The 16,411-nt window shown below is 62.3% G+C and carries 12 protein-coding genes; 5 read left to right on the top strand and 7 right to left on the bottom strand.

Annotation, left to right across the window (positions count from 1 at the left end):
- Positions 1-5: 5 nt before the first annotated feature.
- Positions 6-3,584: an ABC transporter permease/M1 family aminopeptidase gene (locus MRBLMS1_RS27300; protein ID WP_485883434.1), complete on the top strand. Its 3,579-nt coding sequence runs from the start codon at positions 6-8 to the stop codon at positions 3,582-3,584.
- A 53-nt stretch (positions 3,585-3,637) separates the two neighbouring features.
- Here MRBLMS1_RS27300 and MRBLMS1_RS27295 read toward each other — a convergent pair whose 3' ends face one another.
- The 5 genes from MRBLMS1_RS27295 to MRBLMS1_RS27275 all read right to left on the bottom strand — a co-directional run bounded on the left by MRBLMS1_RS27295 (position 3,638) and on the right by MRBLMS1_RS27275 (position 8,283).
- Complete coding sequence (locus MRBLMS1_RS27295; RefSeq protein ID WP_034749263.1) at positions 3,638-4,021, bottom strand: hypothetical protein; 384 nt, start codon at positions 4,019-4,021, stop codon at positions 3,638-3,640.
- A gap of 152 nt (positions 4,022-4,173) precedes the next feature.
- Positions 4,174-5,637 carry a catalase gene (locus MRBLMS1_RS27290; protein WP_139091748.1) on the bottom strand — a complete coding sequence of 488 codons (1,464 nt, stop codon included), beginning with the start codon at positions 5,635-5,637 and terminating at the stop codon, positions 4,174-4,176.
- Between the two features lie 93 nt (positions 5,638-5,730).
- Positions 5,731-6,387 (bottom strand): DsbA family protein, encoded by a 657-nt coding sequence (locus MRBLMS1_RS27285; protein WP_485883431.1) that lies wholly within the window; start codon positions 6,385-6,387, stop codon positions 5,731-5,733.
- A 20-nt stretch (positions 6,388-6,407) separates the two neighbouring features.
- The gene (locus tag MRBLMS1_RS27280; RefSeq protein ID WP_139091750.1) at positions 6,408-7,277 is read right to left on the bottom strand and encodes an MBL fold metallo-hydrolase; all 870 of its coding nucleotides are present in this window, start codon (positions 7,275-7,277) and stop codon (positions 6,408-6,410) included.
- An 88-nt stretch (positions 7,278-7,365) separates the two neighbouring features.
- On the bottom strand, positions 7,366-8,283 hold the full coding sequence (locus MRBLMS1_RS27275) for a LysR family transcriptional regulator (RefSeq protein ID WP_139091751.1): 918 nt from the start codon (positions 8,281-8,283) through the stop codon (positions 7,366-7,368).
- Between the two features lie 99 nt (positions 8,284-8,382).
- Here MRBLMS1_RS27275 and MRBLMS1_RS27270 point away from each other — a divergent pair, with 99 nt between their 5' ends.
- The 4 genes from MRBLMS1_RS27270 (at position 8,383) to MRBLMS1_RS27255 (ending at position 12,861) form a co-directional block, all read left to right on the top strand.
- Positions 8,383-9,072, top strand: coding sequence for a hypothetical protein (locus MRBLMS1_RS27270; protein ID WP_223279002.1), 690 nt, complete (start codon positions 8,383-8,385; stop codon positions 9,070-9,072).
- A gap of 113 nt (positions 9,073-9,185) precedes the next feature.
- Positions 9,186-10,637 carry an alkaline phosphatase gene (locus MRBLMS1_RS27265; RefSeq protein WP_485883428.1) on the top strand — a complete coding sequence of 484 codons (1,452 nt, stop codon included), beginning with the start codon at positions 9,186-9,188 and terminating at the stop codon, positions 10,635-10,637.
- Between the two features lie 29 nt (positions 10,638-10,666).
- Positions 10,667-12,064, top strand: a complete 1,398-nt coding sequence (locus MRBLMS1_RS27260; RefSeq protein ID WP_128141257.1) for an alkaline phosphatase — start codon at positions 10,667-10,669, stop codon at positions 12,062-12,064.
- A gap of 74 nt (positions 12,065-12,138) precedes the next feature.
- A complete protein-coding gene (locus MRBLMS1_RS27255) occupies positions 12,139-12,861 on the top strand; it encodes a hypothetical protein (RefSeq protein ID WP_485883426.1) in 723 nt (240 codons plus the stop codon).
- A 78-nt stretch (positions 12,862-12,939) separates the two neighbouring features.
- Here the strand turns inward: MRBLMS1_RS27255 and MRBLMS1_RS27250 are convergent, their stop codons facing one another.
- Together MRBLMS1_RS27250 and MRBLMS1_RS27245 are read right to left on the bottom strand one after the other, a co-directional pair.
- The gene (locus tag MRBLMS1_RS27250) at positions 12,940-15,606 is read right to left on the bottom strand and encodes a DNA topoisomerase III (RefSeq protein WP_034749282.1); all 2,667 of its coding nucleotides are present in this window, start codon (positions 15,604-15,606) and stop codon (positions 12,940-12,942) included.
- 283 nt (positions 15,607-15,889) lie between these two features.
- Positions 15,890-16,354, bottom strand: coding sequence for a Smg family protein (locus MRBLMS1_RS27245; RefSeq protein ID WP_034749287.1), 465 nt, complete (start codon positions 16,352-16,354; stop codon positions 15,890-15,892).
- Positions 16,355-16,411: the final 57 nt, after the last annotated feature.

Here is a 16,411-nt window from a genome sequence, read left to right as displayed (position 1 = left end):
CAGCCATGTTTGCCATCGCCCGCTTTGAAGCGCGACAGCGGCTCAAGCTGCTGTCCACCTGGGTGTATTTCGCCATGTTCCTGGCGCTGGCCATGCTGTGGATGGCGGCGGCCGGCGGCGTCCTCAAGGAAGCGAGCATCAGTTTCGGCGGCAAGTTCCTGATCAACGCGCCGCGCTCGCTGGCGTTCACGTGCAGCCTGCTCGGCTGTTTCGGCGCCGTGGTGGTGGCCGCCATGATGGGCCGCTCGGTGCAGCAGGATTTCGAATACGGCATGCAGCATTTCTTCTTCAGCGCGCCGATCAAGAAATACCAGTACGTATTCGGCCGCTTCCTCGGCGCCTATCTGGTGCTGGCCGTGGTGTTTTCCAGCATCGTCATCGGTGCCTGGCTGGGCGCCTGGCTGCCCGGCATCGACCCGGAACGGCTGGGCCCGCAACGGGCACTGGCCTACCTGATGCCGTATGTATTTACCCTGCTGCCGAACCTGTTCATCTTCGGCGCCATCTTCTTCGTCATCGCGGCCCTCACGCGGCGCATGCTGCCCGTGTACATCAGCTCGGTAGTCATGCTGATCGGCTACCTGGTGGCGCCGTCGCTGGCGCGCGACCTCGACTACAAGACCCTGGCCGCCCTGATCGACCCCTTCGGCACCACGGCATTGATACGCCTGACGGAATACTGGCCGAACGCGGAGCGCAACACGCGCCTGGTGACCCTGGAAGGCGTGTACCTGCTGAACCGCGCCATCTGGTCCGGCTTCGCCCTCGTGGCCTTGCTGCTCGGCTACTGGCGCTTCCAGTTCCACGCGACGACGGACGCGGGCGCCACCAGGCGCCGCAGCGAGGGCGAGGCGCCGCAGCGCCTGTCGAACGCCTCGCTATCCACGCAGGAAACGCCCGACTTCGCGCAACGCAACCTGGCAGCCCTGCTTCTCAAGATGAGCTGGCTGAACCTGCGCGAAACCATCAAGAACATCTATTTTGTCGTCATCGTGCTGGCCGGCGTGCTGACCATGTATGCGGGCGCGCTGGACATGGGTTCCATGTACGGCACGAATACCTACCCCGTGACGGAAAAGGTGCTGGACATGGTCAGCGCCTCGTTCGCCCTGTTCATGCTGATCATTACCACCTTCTACGCGGGCGAGCTGGTGTGGCGCGAACGGGAAGCGGGCACGTATCTGATGCTCGACGCCCTGCCCGTCCCAAACTGGCTGCCCCTGCTGTCGAAGCTGTTGGCGCTGGTCGGCCTGCAAGCCTTGCTGAGCCTGGTCATCATGCTGTGCGGCATGTCGATCCAGGTCTTCAAGGGCTATTACCGCCTCGACCCCGGCCTGTACCTGGAATCGCTGTTCCTGTCGCACCTGCCCTACTATGCGCTCGTGGCCGTGCTGGCCATCTTCGTGCAGGTGCTGATCAATCAGAAATACCTCGCGTATTTCGCCATGATTCTGTACCACATCGCCAGCATCAGCTTTTCCTCGCTGGGTCTGGGCGACCCGCTGCTGCTGTACGGCAGCACGCCGGAAGTCGTGTATTCGGCCATGAACGGCGCCGGCCACTTTGTGTTGCGCGAGCGCTGGTACTTGCTGTACTGGAGCGGCGCGGCCGTCATGCTGACGGTGCTGTCGCTGCTGTTCTGGCCCCGCGGCGCACAGGACAGCTGGCGCATCCGCCTGCGCCTGGCGCGCCACGGCCTCACGCACGGCGTGCTGGCCAGCTTTGCCGGCGGCGCCCTGATCTTCGTCTTCGCCGGCGGCGTGCTGTTCTACGTTTTCCACGTGGCCAACGATTACCAGTCCGAATTTTCCCGCGATGCGGACCGCGCCAGCATCGAACGCCAGTACCGCAAGTTTGCCGCCACGCCGCAGCCGCGAATCACCGACGTGAAACTCGACGTGGCCATCTACCCGGCGCAGCGCAGCCTCATCGTCACGGGCCGCTATCTGCTGCAAAACAAGACCAGCCTGCCGATCAGCCACATTTTTGTGCAGCAAGACCCGACCGCCACCATGCGCCTGCGTTTTGACGCGCGCGTGCATCCCGGCCTCGATGACGGCAAGCTGGGCTTCTACAGCTACCGCCTGGCCGCGCCGCTGGCGCCGGGCGCCACCTTGGGCCTCGATTTCGACGTCCGCTATGCGCCGCGCGGCATCTTCGGCCTGGGCCAGGACACGCCCGTGGTGGGCAACGGCACCTTCTTCACGAATGCCGTGCTGCCGCACATCGGCTACCAGCCGCAGCAGGAATTAACGGACCCGCGCGACCGCAAGAAACACGGTTTGCCGGCGCGCGAACGGGCCTTGCCGCGCGACGATGCGAAGGGATTGGCCGACAATTACGTCAGCAACGATGCCGACCGCATCAACTTTGACGCCACCGTCAGCACCGTCGACGGCCAGACGGCCATCGCGCCGGGCATGCTGGACAACGACTGGATCGCCAAGGGGCGCCATTACTTCCACTACACGATGGACCAGCCCATCCTGAATTTCTACGCGTTCCAGTCGGCCCGCTACGCCGTCAAGCACGAGCGCTGGCAAGACGTGGCCATCGACGTGTATTACCAGCCGGGGCATGAATACAATCTCGATCGTTTCGTGCGCGGCAGCAAGGAAGCGCTCGAGTACTACACGAAAAACTTCGGCCCCTACCAGCACAAGATCCTGCGCATCGTCGAGTTCCCCCGCTACGCCACGTACGCGCAGTCGTTCCCGAACACGATTCCGTACTCGGAAGGCCTCGGTTTCATCGCCAAGGTGGACGACAAGAACCCGAAAGACATCGACTATCCGTTCTACATCACGGCGCATGAAGTGGCGCACCAGTGGTGGGCGCATCAATTGGTGGGCGGCAACACGCGCGGCGCCACCGTGCTCAGTGAAACCCTGGCCGAATATTCGGCGCTGATGGTGATGAAGAAAACCGCAGGGCCGGCCAAGATGCGCCGCTTCCTGCGCTATGACCTGAATCAATACCTGATGGGACGCAGCGAGGAGCGCAAGAAAGAATTGCCGCTGGCCGAGAATGAAAACCAGGCCTACATCCACTACCACAAGGGCAGCCTGGCCATGTACTTGCTGCAAGATATCATCGGCGAAGACAAGGTCAACGGCGTGCTGCGCGACCTGCTCAGAACCCATGGCCAGAAAGGCCCGCCGTATGCGAGCGTGACGGCCCTGATTGCCGGCTTGCGCCAGGTCACGCCGCCCGAGCAGGCTTATCTGATCGACGACCTGTTCGAGAAAATCGTGCTGTTCGACAACCGCGCCCTGTCAGCCACGGCCACCAAGCGCGGCGATGGCAAGTACGCCGTCACCCTCAAGGTGCAGGCGGGCAAATTGACGGCCGGCGAACAGGGAGAGGAACACGACGCGCCGCTGCACGACTGGATCGAGATCGGCGTCGACGATGCGAATGGCCATCCGCTGCTGCGCGAGCGCCTGCGCATGACGGCCCGCCAGGCGAGCTACACCGTTATCGTCGGCAGCCGCCCCGGCAAGGCGGGCATCGATCCCGACAACAAGCTGATCGACCGCAAGCCGGACGACAATATGGTCACCGTCGAGCTTGAAGAGCCGTGACGAACAATGGCCGCCCGTGCATTCAGGGCGGCCACTTCGGTATCACAAGGGAATCAGCCTGCGGCGGAACGCGTCACCAGGCTCAGGCTGATGCCCATTTCCGTCAGGTGCTGCATGTCGGCCAGCGACAGGTCGAGCGGCGCATCGACCGTGTCATCGCCGTTCAGCTCCAGTTGCAGCTCGGCCACGATGCGCGGCATCGTGAACGTGACGCCGCGCGAACGGCATTCGGCCAGATAGCTGCGTATGCGCGAGGGCAACACTTGCGATTTGGGCGCCTGCGCGATCAGCACTTCAAAGCCGGAATCGAGATGCACGCGATTCGCGCCCTTCGCCTCGCCCTTGCGCCATTGTCGTTCCGGATCGGTGGGCAAGACTTCGAGGATGGATTTGAGCGTGGGGTCGTCCCCATGCACCGACAGCTTCGCGATATTCATATTGCAAGACTTTCTAGTCAGATCAGATCGTCAAGTCTACGCATGGACGGCAAATATGTCCACAAGGCAATATTTGCAATAGTTGATATCCGGCTCTAATTTGCGCTGCATCAACAACAGGCGGAACAGCATTGTTCCGCCTGCAACACTCACTACAGCGCCACGCCACGCGCCTGCAAGGCGGCCCGCACGCCGGCACCGTAGGCGGCATCGGCCCGGTCGAAGTGACCGAGTTGACGCTGCAAGGTTTCCGGCCGCACCAGACTCAAGGGACCAGCCAGGTTGTCGAACAGGTTTTGCTTCGCCTGCGCGGACATCAGGCGGAACAGATTGCCGGCTTGCGTAAAGTCGTCTTCCACGCCGCGCCCATCGTAGCGCGCCGCGCCGCCAGCCAGCGCCAGCGCTCCCTCGCCATGGCCCAGCCCTTGCGGCGCGCTGCCTGCCGCCGCCACGTTTGCGTAATTCTGTGCCGCGCCGCCATTGTGGATCGCCATGCCGCCGTCGCGCTGCTGGTTGTGGAAGGGGCAGCGGGCCGCATTCACGGGCAGATGCTGGTGGTTCGTGCCGACCCGGTACAGCTGGGCGTCGTGGTAGGCGAACAGTCTGCCTTGCAGCATCTTGTCCGGCGAGTAGCCCATGCCGGGCACGGCGTTGGCCGGCGAAAAGGCGGCCTGCTCGACTTCCGCATGGTAATTGTCCGGGTTACGGTTCAGCTCGAAAATACCGACCGGCAGCAGCGGGAAGTCCGCGTGCGGCCACACTTTCGTCAGGTCGAACGGATTCCAGCCCGTGCGCTGTTCCCATGCATCGAGTTGCTCCTGCGTCGCCACTTGCAGCTTGACTTCCCACTGGGGAAAATCGCCGCGTGCGATGGCGCCGAACAGGTCGCGCTGCGCGTAATCGGGATCGGCGCCGGCCAGGCGGCCCGCTTCCGCGGCAGGCAGATTCTTGATGCCCTGGCGCGTCTTGAAATGCCATTTCACGTACACGCGCTGGCCGTCGGCATTGATCAGGCTATATGTGTGACTGCCGAAGCCATCCATGTGGCGGTAGCCGTCCGGCGTGCCCCGGTCCGAGAACAGCATGGTGACCTGGTGCAAGCTTTCCGGTGCATGGCTCCAGAAGTCGAACATCATTTCGGCCGATTTCAGATTGCTTTGCGGATCGCGCTTTTGCGTGTGGACGAAATCGGGGAACTTGATCGGGTCCTTGATGAAGAACATCGGCGTGTTGTTGCCAACCAAATCCCAGTTACCCTCTTCCGTGTAGAAACGTACGGCGAAACCGCGCGGATCGCGTTCCGTGTCGGCACTGCCGCGTTCACCGCCGACCGTGGAAAAGCGCGCGAAGGTCGCCGTCTGCTTGCCTACTTCGGCAAACAATTTGGCCTTGGTGTAGCGCGAAATGTCGTGCGTGACGGTAAAGGTGCCGTAGGCGCCCGAACCTTTGGCGTGCACGACGCGCTCAGGGATGCGCTCGCGGTTGAAATGCTGGAGTTTTTCGATCAGGTGGAAGTCTTGCAGCAGCAGCGGGCCGCGGGGGCCGGCGCTGATGGAATTCTGGTTGTCGGCGACGGGAATGCCCGAGGCGGTACTGAATGGCGGCTGTTGGCTCATGGCTGCTTTTCCTTCGTTGTTGACTAATGGAACCAGTGTAACGAGGTCAACAACAAAGGAAAAGCTAATTGATTTTATCGAATCGATAGTTATTTACAATGCACACCCTTGCGCATCGCACACGCCACCGAGCTGCGCCTGCAACTTCGCCGGCTGGCCCAGGAAGCCGCCGATATCGATCACGGACAGCTTGCCGCTGCCATCGTCGAGCACGAAGGTAGGAAAGCCCTGCCCGCCCACCTGCGCCAGCAAGGTACGGCTGGCGTCGATGTGCCGTTGCGTGGCGGCGCCCGCCTGCCGCGCATATTCGGCCTGGAAGGCCGCCCCATCCATGCCCAGCTCTTGCGCCAAGGCCACGAGCACGGGCAGGTCGGCGATGCGCAAGCCGTCCACGTAATGGGCGCGCTGCACGCGCTGCAGCATGTCCAGGCCCTTGCCGGCCAAGGCTTCAGACGCCAGGATGGCCGTGATCGGCGGTTCGGAATCCATCGTGGCCGTCGTGTCGTTCAGCAAGCCGTTGATATAAGCATCGCCAAACGGTTGGCCCGACAATTGCTCGATGCGCCGGTCGTGCGGCAGCACATAGCCGCGCCACTCGGGCGTGATCTGGCGGCGATTGCTGCCCGTCATCATGCCGCCGCCGTGGAACGCCACCGTCAGGCCAGGCACGGCGCGCGCCGCCTCGACCAGCGGCGCGGCGCCGTAGCACCAGCCGCACAGCGGGTCGAAAATGTAGTGCAGTGTGGGCATGTGAGCCTCCTGGTTGCCGCTTACCATTTCATTTCGCCTTTGGCGACTTTTGCACTGGTTTCTAAAGCGCCATCGAGGCCCAGCTTCGGATAGCGCATTTTCATCGCCTCGATCAGGGCGGCCGAATTGGCGGCCTTGGCCGTTTCCTCTTCAAACGTCACCAGGTAGTCGCGCGTAAAACCGATGCTGTCCGGCGTCAGGGGCGAACCGACCTTGAAGTGGCCAGGCACGACGGTGACGGGTTTCAGGGCGGCGATGCCGTCGAGGGTCTTGAGCCAGTCCTGGCGCGATTGCGCGCTTTGCGTATCGGCCGTCCACACGTGCAAATTGCCAAACAGCACCACGCCGCCGACGACGGCCTTGATCGATGGAATCCACACATAGGTGCGCGCTGGCGTCGGGCCGGCGATGTCCAGCGACTGGCCTTCCAGGGCGATGCGCTTGCCCGTCAACGCTTCCGGAATGACGATGCTTTTCGGCGCATTGTCTTTCAGGATCGGGCCCCAGTAGGCGACCTTGGCGTCAGCCTTGCGGCGAATTTCCGCGACGGTTTCAGGCGTGGCAACGATTTTCGCCTGCGGGAACGCGGCCTTGATCACGTCGAGGCCAAAGTAAAAATCGGGATCGCTGTGGCTGATGTACACGGTCGTCAGTTTCTTGCCGCTGGCGCGAATCTTCTCCACCAGCTTTTGCGCTTCGGCGCGCGAAAACTGCGCATCGATCAGCACGGCGTCATGCTTGCCCGCGACCAGCACGGAAGCGACGGGGAAGATGGCCTCTTCGCCCGGATTGAATACTTCCAGGGTCAGAGGAGCGCTGGCGGCGGCCGAGGCGGCGCCGGCGGCAAACACGGTGGAAACAAGAACGCTGCTGATGGTTTTGGAGAACATGATCTGCCTTCACAAGATGATTGGGATGACTGCATCTTACGTTGCTCAATCCGGTAGAAAAACCCGTTAAAGCGCAATAGTTTGTTGCTCAATTCGGATGAATTGCCAACTGCCGCGCCAAGGCGTGCAGCCACTCCCCCGCCAGCGCGCCATCCCACACAAGCAGGATTTTTTCGCTGCAATCGACGCTGCCGGCCAGTTCGACCTGCAGCAAATCGTGCGCACGCACGGCGAAGTCGGGCAGGTAGGCCAGCGCCCGGCCGGACTGCACATAGCCCAACAGCAACTGCACATCGTCGCTCCAGTAGCGGATGGTGCGCCCGGCCACGCCGCGCCAGCCATCGGCATGGCGGCCACGCTCCTCGCCGCACAGCAAGGAGTGCGTCGGGCTGGCGAAGGCGTGCGGCGAGACATCCTGCATGCCGCAGCGCACGGAGGCGCAGGCTGCCGGCACGCCGCGCGCCAGCACATGGCCGCGCCCGGCCGCCAGCAGCATGCGCATGCTGCCCAGCGCCGTGCTGTGCCAGGTGGCGGGCCAGTCGGCGCCGCGCCGGGCGATGGCGTCCTGCGTTACGAGTGCCGCATGGCAATCGCCACGCGCCAGGGCCGCCAGCGCCGCATCCTCGAAAGCCGGTTGCAAACGCACGCTGGCCTGCGGATAGGCGTCCAGCGCCGCCGCCAGGGTGTCCGCGTGGCGCCACAGCAGCAAGGCGGGGCCGGCGATGCGGCCATCGATGGCGCCCCGCTCGCCCATCACGTCCAGGCGCGCCTGTTCGGCCAGCGCCAGCAAGGTGCGCGCACGCTCGAGCAGCAAACGGCCGCTGTCGTTGAGCAGCAATTGCTTGCCGCTCCGGTCAAACAGGGGCGCGCCCATGTCCCCCTCCAGACGGCGCAAGGCTTTCGACACAGCTGATGGCGTCAGGTGCAATTCCAGCGCCGCCGCGCCCAGGGTCGGCTGGCGCGCGGCGCTGCAAAACACGCGCAGGTCGGCAAGGCTCATGTTCATGATGATTTCCAAACAGGACACAAAAAGTGAAAAATGGTTGCTGTACTGTCCATGATACCGCCCCTATCATCGTTGCATTCCAACTCATCGATGAAACCCATGCTGCGCACCCTCTTCCTTTCTCTGTTCCTGCTCACCTCCAGCCTCGCCCACGCCGCGCCCCTGACCTGGGGCCTGCACGGCATGGTGCTGTTTGGCGGCAAGCAAGGGCTGTATGCCTCGCACCTGCCGATGTTCCATGCGCCGCACGATTACCAGGTGGTGCTGCAAGTGCGGCTGGCCGACCCCGTCCTCGATGCGCGGCTGCGCCGGCAGCTCGATGGACATACGGCGCTATGGACCCTCGAACCGGAACACTTCGAGCTGGCGCGCTTGCTGCCGGCCGCGCCGCTGCCGCTGCGCCAGTTCCAGGCGACGGTAGTCCGCGGACACTTCGAGAAGGATGGAAAAGCCGAACCCGGCTACGGCGCTGCCGCCATCATCGTCGAGCGCGTCCTGCTGATGCGCCAGCTGTCGCCGGCCCCCGCCACGCACGCCAGCGCGCGTTACCTGCAGGTGGGCGACGGCACGCAGCGCTTCCTCGTCAAGCGTATCGACAGCCGCCCCGATTTCGAGCATATCGCCGCCTGGACCAGCCCCCGGGATGCGCCGCACGGCGACGTCGTCGTGGCGAAAACCGGCGTGCAGGAAACTCCTGCCGCCAGCTTGCAAGCGGCCTTGCGCGCACAACTGGGAAAAACGGCCCGCTTGCGCGGCACGGTGTACTTTTCCACCGAGGACGTGCGCTAAAACAACACGCCGCGCGGACGCGCATCCACGTGTCAAATGTGTCACAGCGTCATGATGGCGTCACATTGGATTGTTATCTTGCCAGCTCTTTCAAACCTAGCCGGATGAACCACATGACACGCAGAAAAATTTCCGTCGCTGGCTGCAGCGTCGCCATCACCCTGATGCTGGCCGCCTGCGGCAGCGATGCAAAAAAAGAAGAGGTAGTGGCTGAAGCGCCGCCGAAAAACGTCATCTTCTTCCTCGGCGATGGCATGGGCCTGACCACCATGACGGCCGCGCGCATCTATTCCGTGGGCGAAGAAGGTTCGCTGACCATGGACACCCTGCCGGAAACGGCCTTCGTCAAGACGTTCTCGAACGACGCGCAAGTGACCGACAGCGCGCCATCGATGGCCGCCTACATGACCGGCGTCAAAATGAACAATGAAGTCATCTCGATGTCGGCCAACACGGTCGCCATCGACCCGGGCACGGATGCGAACGGCAACAAGCTGGCCAATAAATGCGGCACCGGCAACGGCACGCCCGCCACCACCTTGCTGGAACTGGCCAAGGCCAAGGGCTTTGCCGCCGGCGTCGTCAGCACGGCGCGCGTGACGCACGCCACGCCGGCCGCGACCTACGCGCACATCTGCCACCGCGACCTGGAAAACGATATCGCCGCGGCCCTGGTGCCTGGCGGCACTGGCTACAACAGCGCGCTGGGCACGGCCGGCCTGGACGTCGTCCTCGGTGGCGGCGCGCAATTCTTCAAGCCGTTCAAGGATGGCGGCAAGCGTTCCGACGGCCGCGACCTGCTGGCCGAGCTGAAAGCGAAAAGCTACACGGTCGCCAACACCGCCACTGACTTCAAGGCCGTCGATGCGGCCAAGACGGAGCGCCTGTTCGGTGTCTTCACGTCCAGCCACATGAGCTACGACCTGGACCGCGATGCAGCCAAGGAACCTAGCCTGGCGGACATGACCACCAAGGCCATGGACGTGCTGGCCAAGAACAAGAAGGGTTATTTCCTGATGGTCGAAGGCGGCCGCATCGACCATGCGCTGCACGAAACGACGGCCAAGAAAGCGCTGCAAGACACCGTCGCGTTCGACAACGCCATCAAGGCCGCCATCGACAAAGCCAAGCTCACCGATCCGACCCTGGCCAATACCCTGATCGTCGTCACGGCCGACCATGACCACACCCTGGTGCTGAACGGCTATGCCAAGCGCACGGGCAAGACGGCTGCCGGCAACCCTGGCGTGCTGGGCGTGGTGAAGAACTATGTGACCGGCGCTGTCGAGAAAGACCTGGACGGCGCACCGTATTCGATCATCGGCTTCGGCAATGGCGAAAACCGCACGCAAGCTAGCCGCGCCGCCATGGCCAGCCTCGATGAAACCGTCACCAGCGCCAACAATTACCACCAGGAAGCGGTAATCCGCACGGCGGCAGGCAATGAAACCCACGGCGGCACGGACGTCTTCCTGGGCGCCATCGGCAAGGGTTCGGAAACCTTCCTGGGCACCATCGACAACACCAAAGTATTCGGCCTGGTCAAGACGGCCGGCGGTCTGTAATCCCCAAGACATCAACATTGGACAAGCACATGAAACTTGCATTTAAACTCTCCTTGCTGACCACGCTCGTGGCCGCCAGCGTTGCCAGCGCCTACGCCGCCGACGCCAAGAACGTCATCTTCTTCCTCGGCGACGGCATGGGCCCGTCCGTCGTGACGGCGTCGCGCATCTACAAATACGGCGAAGACGGCAGCCTGACGATGGACACGCTGGAACGCACGGCGCGCATCAAGACGTTCTCGAACGATGCGCAGACGACGGACAGCGCGCCATCGATGGCCGCCTACATGACCGGCGTCAAGATGAACAATGAAGTCATCTCGATGGCGCAGGAGACGATCGCCAAGGAACCGGGCCGCGACGCCAATGGCAACCTGGGCGTGGACAATTGCCCGGCCGGCGGCAAGAGCGTGCCGACCATCCTGGAACTGGCGAAAGCCAAGGGCAAGGCCGTGGGCGCCATCACCACCACGGAACTGACGCACGCCACGCCGGCGACGACGTTCTCGCACATCTGCAACCGCAATGCGCAATACGCGATCGCCGCGCAAGCGACGCCAGGCGGCGCGGGCTACAACGCGGCGCTGGGCGATGGCGTGGACGTGCTGATGGGTGGCGGCCGCAACCACTTCACCCCTTGGTCGACGAGCAACAAATACGGCCGCGTCGATGGCCGCAACCTGCTGACGGAATTTGCCGCCAAGGGCTACACCGTGGCCGCGACGAAAGCGGAAATGGCGGCGGCGCCAAGCGGCAAGAAATTCATCGGCCTGTACAGCACCCGCAGCCACCTGGAATATGAACTGGACCGCACGGCCACGCCGCCGCTGGGCGAAGGCGCGACCCAGCCTAGCCTGTCGGAAATGACCCTCAAGGCCATCGACTTGCTGTCGAAAAACACGAACGGCTACTTCCTGATGGTCGAAGGCGGACGCATCGATCACGCCTTGCACGGCATCAACGCCAAGCGTGCGCTGACGGATACCATCGCCTTCGACGACGCCGTCAAAGCCGCCATCGCGAAGATCAAGGAAACCGATCCGAAGCTGGAAAATACCCTGATCGTCGTCACGGCCGACCATGACCACACCTTGGCCTTCAACGGCTACGGCAAGCGCGGCAACAATATCCTCGACATCAACCGCGGCTACAAGGATAACCAGCCGAGCAAGGATGCCGATGGCAATACTTACACCACCCTGGTATTCGGCAATGGCCCGAACCGCCCTGCCCTGCGCAGCAACGTCGACAGCGCCACGGCCCTGAAAGACAACTACCTGCAAGAAACAGGCGTGCGTCTGGCCAGCGAAACCCACGGCGGCGGCGACGTCAAGCTGCTGGCCACGGGCGCCGGCGCCAAGACCTTCAAGGGCACCCTGGACAACACCAAGGTGTTTGACTTGCTGAAGGCGGCGTTCGGCTTCTGATCCACATCAACACGGTAACCCCACCGGGGCGGATGGCGTAGGCCCTCCGCCCCTCTGCACGTAAAGGCAACACCATGAAATCGTCCCTGATCGCCGTCCTCCTCGCCGCCGGCTTTACCGCCAGCGCCCAAGCTGCCCCCACCGCAGCTGCTCCTGCCGACCTGGACCTGGGCATCACCTATTACAGCCGCGTGCTGACGCCCGAAGGCGTGACGCGCGAGAGCCGCTACGAAGAAAAGATGCTGCGCCGCCCCGGCCACGTGTGGGTCGAGCGCGTGCTGGCGCCGTCGACGGACGCGCATGCGGGCCACAACCACGGCGAGAACAAGAAAGTAGCACTGAAGGCCACGCAGCATGAACACAAGCACTTCAATCCCGTGCTGATCCCCCGCCACGTGATGCTGGAAAAGAATACCGTGCGCGTGGAATACATCGATGCGCATGACAAGATCGTCGTTGCCATCCCGAAAGCCGAGTACGAAAACGTCAATTTCGACGGCTCCTGGGAAAACAGTTTTTACCTGCTGGACCCGAAACTGGTGGCCGCCATGCCGCTGTCGAAGCAGGCATCGAACGTGACGGGCGCGCGCTGGCGCGAAGTGGAAAAGAATGGCGTGTTCCAGCGCATCCTGTGGGATGAGCAAAAGCAGATTCCGCTGATCATCGAAAGCGGCGACCGCGCAAATACCTTCTACCGCCGGGTCGACGTCAAGCTGCAGCCGACCGTCAGCAAGGCGCAGCCATGGGCGAATTTGCAGAACTACGCGCAGCGCGAGTATTCCGACTACCTGGACTAAGCGTCAGACTAAGGCCAAGAAAATCGGGACGTAAAAAAAGCCAGGGACATCCCTGGCTTTTGTTTGACTGGCGCCCGATTACTCGGCCGCTGCCGCTTTCTTCGCCGGCGCCTTCTTGGCGGCCGGCTTTTTCACGGCCGCAGCTTTCTTCGCTGGCGCCTTTTTCACGGCTGCCGCTTTCTTGACGGCCGTTTTCTTCGCTGGCGCCGCGCCTTCTTCGCCTTCGACCTCGGCGGCTGCCGCCTTCGTCTTGGCGCCCGGCTTGGCCTTGCGCTCTTCAAACTCGAAGCTCACCTTGCCATCCTTGCCGCGCACGAGGAAGGCCTTGAACGGGCGGCGGGTACGCTGGGATACGAACCCAGGCAACAGGTCCGTCTTGCCATCGTTGAGCAGTTTTGCCATTTGTTCCGGCAAGATTTCCTGCTGCAAGATGATGCGGCCGCTACGGAAGTCGCACGTCTTCGGCTTGGCGACGCTGTGTTCGCACACATAGGCCAGGCCCATTTCGTACACGCCGGCGTTGCACTTGGGGCAAGGACCCACGGGCGTCTGGCCCGTGAAATCGACGCCTTCGCCATCTTCGCTCTCGTCGTTCTGGCCGAAATCGAATTCCAGCTTGAAATTCTTGATCTCTTCATCGCGCACGATGCGCAGGATGGCGGCGAACGGACGGCCCATCTTCGAACGGAAGCCTTGCAGCGGGCCGATGGTGCGGTCCTTCAGCAATTGCTCCACTTCGGCGATTTCGAACTGGCGCGAACCCGGTGTCTTGCTCATCGAGAATTCGCACTTGGTGCAGGCGAAACGGCGGTAGTTTTCCTTCACCACGCCGCCGCAATTCGGGCATGGCGTTTCCAGGGTGGCGTAATCACCGGGAATGGTGTCGTTGTCGTATTCCTTGGCGCGCTTGACGATGATTTGCGTCATCTGCGCGATTTCACGCATGAATTCTTCACGCGAAATCTTGCCTTTTTCCATCTGCGACAGCTTGTATTCCCATTCGCCCGTCAACTCCGGCGCCGTCAATTCATTGACGCCCAGGCCTTTCAACAAGGTCATCAGTTGCGATGCCTTGGCCGTTGGAATCAGTTCGCGGCCTTCGCGGATCAGATAGCGTTCCGTCAGCAAGCCCTCGATGGTGGCCGCGCGCGTCGCTGGCGTGCCGAGGCCCTTGCCAGCCATTGCATCGCGCAGCTCGTCGTCGTCGATCAGCTTGCCGGCGCCTTCCATGGCCGACAGCAACGTTGCCTCCGTGAAGCGCGCGGGCGGTTTCGTCACCAGGCCGTTGGCGCTGACGCTTTCCGTCTGGACTTTCTCGCCCTTGGCCACTGGCACCAGGTTGCCGTTGCCATTGCTTTCCTTGTCCGCGTCCGTCGACGCTTCCTTGCCGTAGATGGCCAGCCAGCCCGGATTGGTCATGACCTTGCCTTCAGTCTTGAACTGATGGCCGGACACTTCCGTGTAGCGCGTGGTGACCTGGAATTCCGCAGGCGGGAAGAACACGGCCATGAAACGGCGCGTGACGAGGTCGTACAATTTTTGTTCCGGCTCGGACAGATTCTTTGGCGCGATCGTCGTCGGGATGATCGCGAAGTGATCCGAGATCTTCGTGTTGTCGAAGATGCGCTTGTTCGGCTTGACCCAGCCCTTGTCGATGATCTGCTTGGCAAACTGGTGGTAGTTGCTGTTTTCCTTGACCGTTTCCAGCGCCTGCAGCACGGTCGGCATGTAGTCTTCCGGCAGGTGGCGCGAATCGGTACGCGGATACGTCAGCACCTTGTGCTTTTCGTACAGCGCCTGGGCCAGGCCCAGGGTATTCTTGGCGGAGAAGCCGAAACGCGAGTTCGCTTCGCGCTGCAGGCTGGTCAGGTCGAACAGGCCAGGCGCCATCGAGGTCGTCGGTTTCGACTCTTCCGTGACGATGCCTTGGCGGCCGCGGCAGGCGGTGGCGATCGAGTCGGCAGCCGTCTTGCTCCACAGGCGCTCGGCGCGCTTCTCGGGGTCGTTCTCGTCCTTCTTGAACTTCGTGTCGAGCCAGCGGCCTTCATAGATACCGGCCGCGCAGACGAATTCGGCGCGCACTTCCCAGAAGTCGCGCGGCACGAATTTTTTGATCTTGTCTTCGCGTTCGACGACGATGGACAGGGTTGGCGTTTGCACGCGGCCCACGGTCGTCAGGTAGAAGCCGCCTTCTTTCGAATTGAACGCCGTCATGGCGCGCGTGCCATTGATACCGATCAGCCAATCGGCTTCCGAACGGCAGCGGGCAGCATCGGCCAGCGGCAGCATTTCTTCGTCGCTGCGCAGGTGCGAGAAACCGTCGCGGATGGCGCCCGGCGTCATCGACTGCAGCCACAAACGCTTGACCGGTTGCTTGGCTTTCGCATTTTGCGCGATCAGGCGAAAAATCAGCTCGCCTTCGCGCCCCGCATCGCATGCGTTGATGAGGGTGGTGACGTCTTTGCGTTTGATCAGCTTGTTTAATACTTTGAGGCGCGCTTCCGTCTTGGCGATCGGGTTCAGCGCGAAATACGGTGGAATCATCGGCAAGTGCGCGAAACTCCATTTGCCGCGCTTCACGTCGAATTCTTCCGGTACGGCGATCTCCAGCAAGTGGCCGACCGCCGACGACAGGACGTATTCATCCGATTCAAAGTACTCATCGTGCTTGGTAAAGCCGCCAAGCGTCTTCGCGATATCGTTCGCGACAGAAGGCTTCTCGGCGATGATGAGGGTTTTTGTCATATTTTTTAGTCTCGAAAAATGCTCTAGGATAGTTTCAGCATGCGCATCATACAGTGCATTGCCAGGCGCCGACGCTTTTGTCTGCGCAAGGCACAGTGACTTGTGGTCTTGTCAAGCGGCCAATGATAAGCGCCTATTGAAGAATTCGGCAAGTTATCTGCAAGCAAGAATGCGCAGGCGCAAACACAATGGCCTGGCGTGCGCGCTGGTGCAGCACATAGTAAAGGGGATGGCGCGGCGGTGGCGCCAGGGTCGGACAGGCAGCGAAGAATATGGTTATATATTAGTGCAGCAGGCGCGGCGGGAGGTCTTCATCGTCGACGAACAGGTCGTCGAACATCAGGGCATCCGGTTCCTTGCCCTGGCTCCACAGCAGCATCAGCACAATGACTTTCAGCTTGCCCAGCGAAACGGGTGCCTCGTCGAGCGCCAGCGCCCGTTCGATGACGATTTCGCGCTGCAGTGGCGAAAGTACCTTGGCGCTTTCGAGGAACTGGATGAAACCGATGGCAGCCGTGCCCAGCACGTCGCTTTCCTGCTGCACATAGAAGCGCGTGCCCGTGGAACTGGCCGTCAGGGTCTGTTCGACGCCGGCCATGGCGTTCAAGTCCGTCAGCCACACGAGCGCTTCGGAAATCTCCACGTCGTCGAAACCGACGGCCGACAGTTTGCGCGCCAGGACTGCCGGCTCGGGGCAGGCATCGGGGCGATAATAAGTCTCGTAGAGGTACACCAGGATATCAAACATGGCTCTACTCTAGCAGCTAAGCTCGCTAAGACACAAGGGTGCGCACAGACAAAGCGC

The organism is Massilia sp. LMS1-1-1.1, from assembly GCF_040815535.1.
In the GTDB taxonomy this organism is placed as follows: domain Bacteria; phylum Pseudomonadota; class Gammaproteobacteria; order Burkholderiales; family Burkholderiaceae_D; genus Janthinobacterium; species Janthinobacterium aestuarii.
The sequence above is the reverse complement of the archived record's forward strand: the minus strand, read 5'-3'. Positions and strand labels throughout refer to the sequence as shown.

Coding starts and splice junctions, on each gene's coding strand:
- MRBLMS1_RS27300 (WP_485883434.1), top strand. CDS start 6: ATGTTTGCCATCGCCCGCTTTGAAGCGCGACAGCGGCTCAAGCTGCTG.
- MRBLMS1_RS27295 (WP_034749263.1), bottom strand. CDS start 4,021: ATGAATATCGCGAAGCTGTCGGTGCATGGGGACGACCCCACGCTCAAA.
- MRBLMS1_RS27290 (WP_139091748.1), bottom strand. CDS start 5,637: ATGAGCCAACAGCCGCCATTCAGTACCGCCTCGGGCATTCCCGTCGCC.
- MRBLMS1_RS27285 (WP_485883431.1), bottom strand. CDS start 6,387: ATGCCCACACTGCACTACATTTTCGACCCGCTGTGCGGCTGGTGCTAC.
- MRBLMS1_RS27280 (WP_139091750.1), bottom strand. CDS start 7,277: ATGTTCTCCAAAACCATCAGCAGCGTTCTTGTTTCCACCGTGTTTGCC.
- MRBLMS1_RS27275 (WP_139091751.1), bottom strand. CDS start 8,283: ATGAACATGAGCCTTGCCGACCTGCGCGTGTTTTGCAGCGCCGCGCGC.
- MRBLMS1_RS27270 (WP_223279002.1), top strand. CDS start 8,383: ATGCTGCGCACCCTCTTCCTTTCTCTGTTCCTGCTCACCTCCAGCCTC.
- MRBLMS1_RS27265 (WP_485883428.1), top strand. CDS start 9,186: ATGACACGCAGAAAAATTTCCGTCGCTGGCTGCAGCGTCGCCATCACC.
- MRBLMS1_RS27260 (WP_128141257.1), top strand. CDS start 10,667: ATGAAACTTGCATTTAAACTCTCCTTGCTGACCACGCTCGTGGCCGCC.
- MRBLMS1_RS27255 (WP_485883426.1), top strand. CDS start 12,139: ATGAAATCGTCCCTGATCGCCGTCCTCCTCGCCGCCGGCTTTACCGCC.
- MRBLMS1_RS27250 (WP_034749282.1), bottom strand. CDS start 15,606: ATGACAAAAACCCTCATCATCGCCGAGAAGCCTTCTGTCGCGAACGAT.
- MRBLMS1_RS27245 (WP_034749287.1), bottom strand. CDS start 16,354: ATGTTTGATATCCTGGTGTACCTCTACGAGACTTATTATCGCCCCGAT.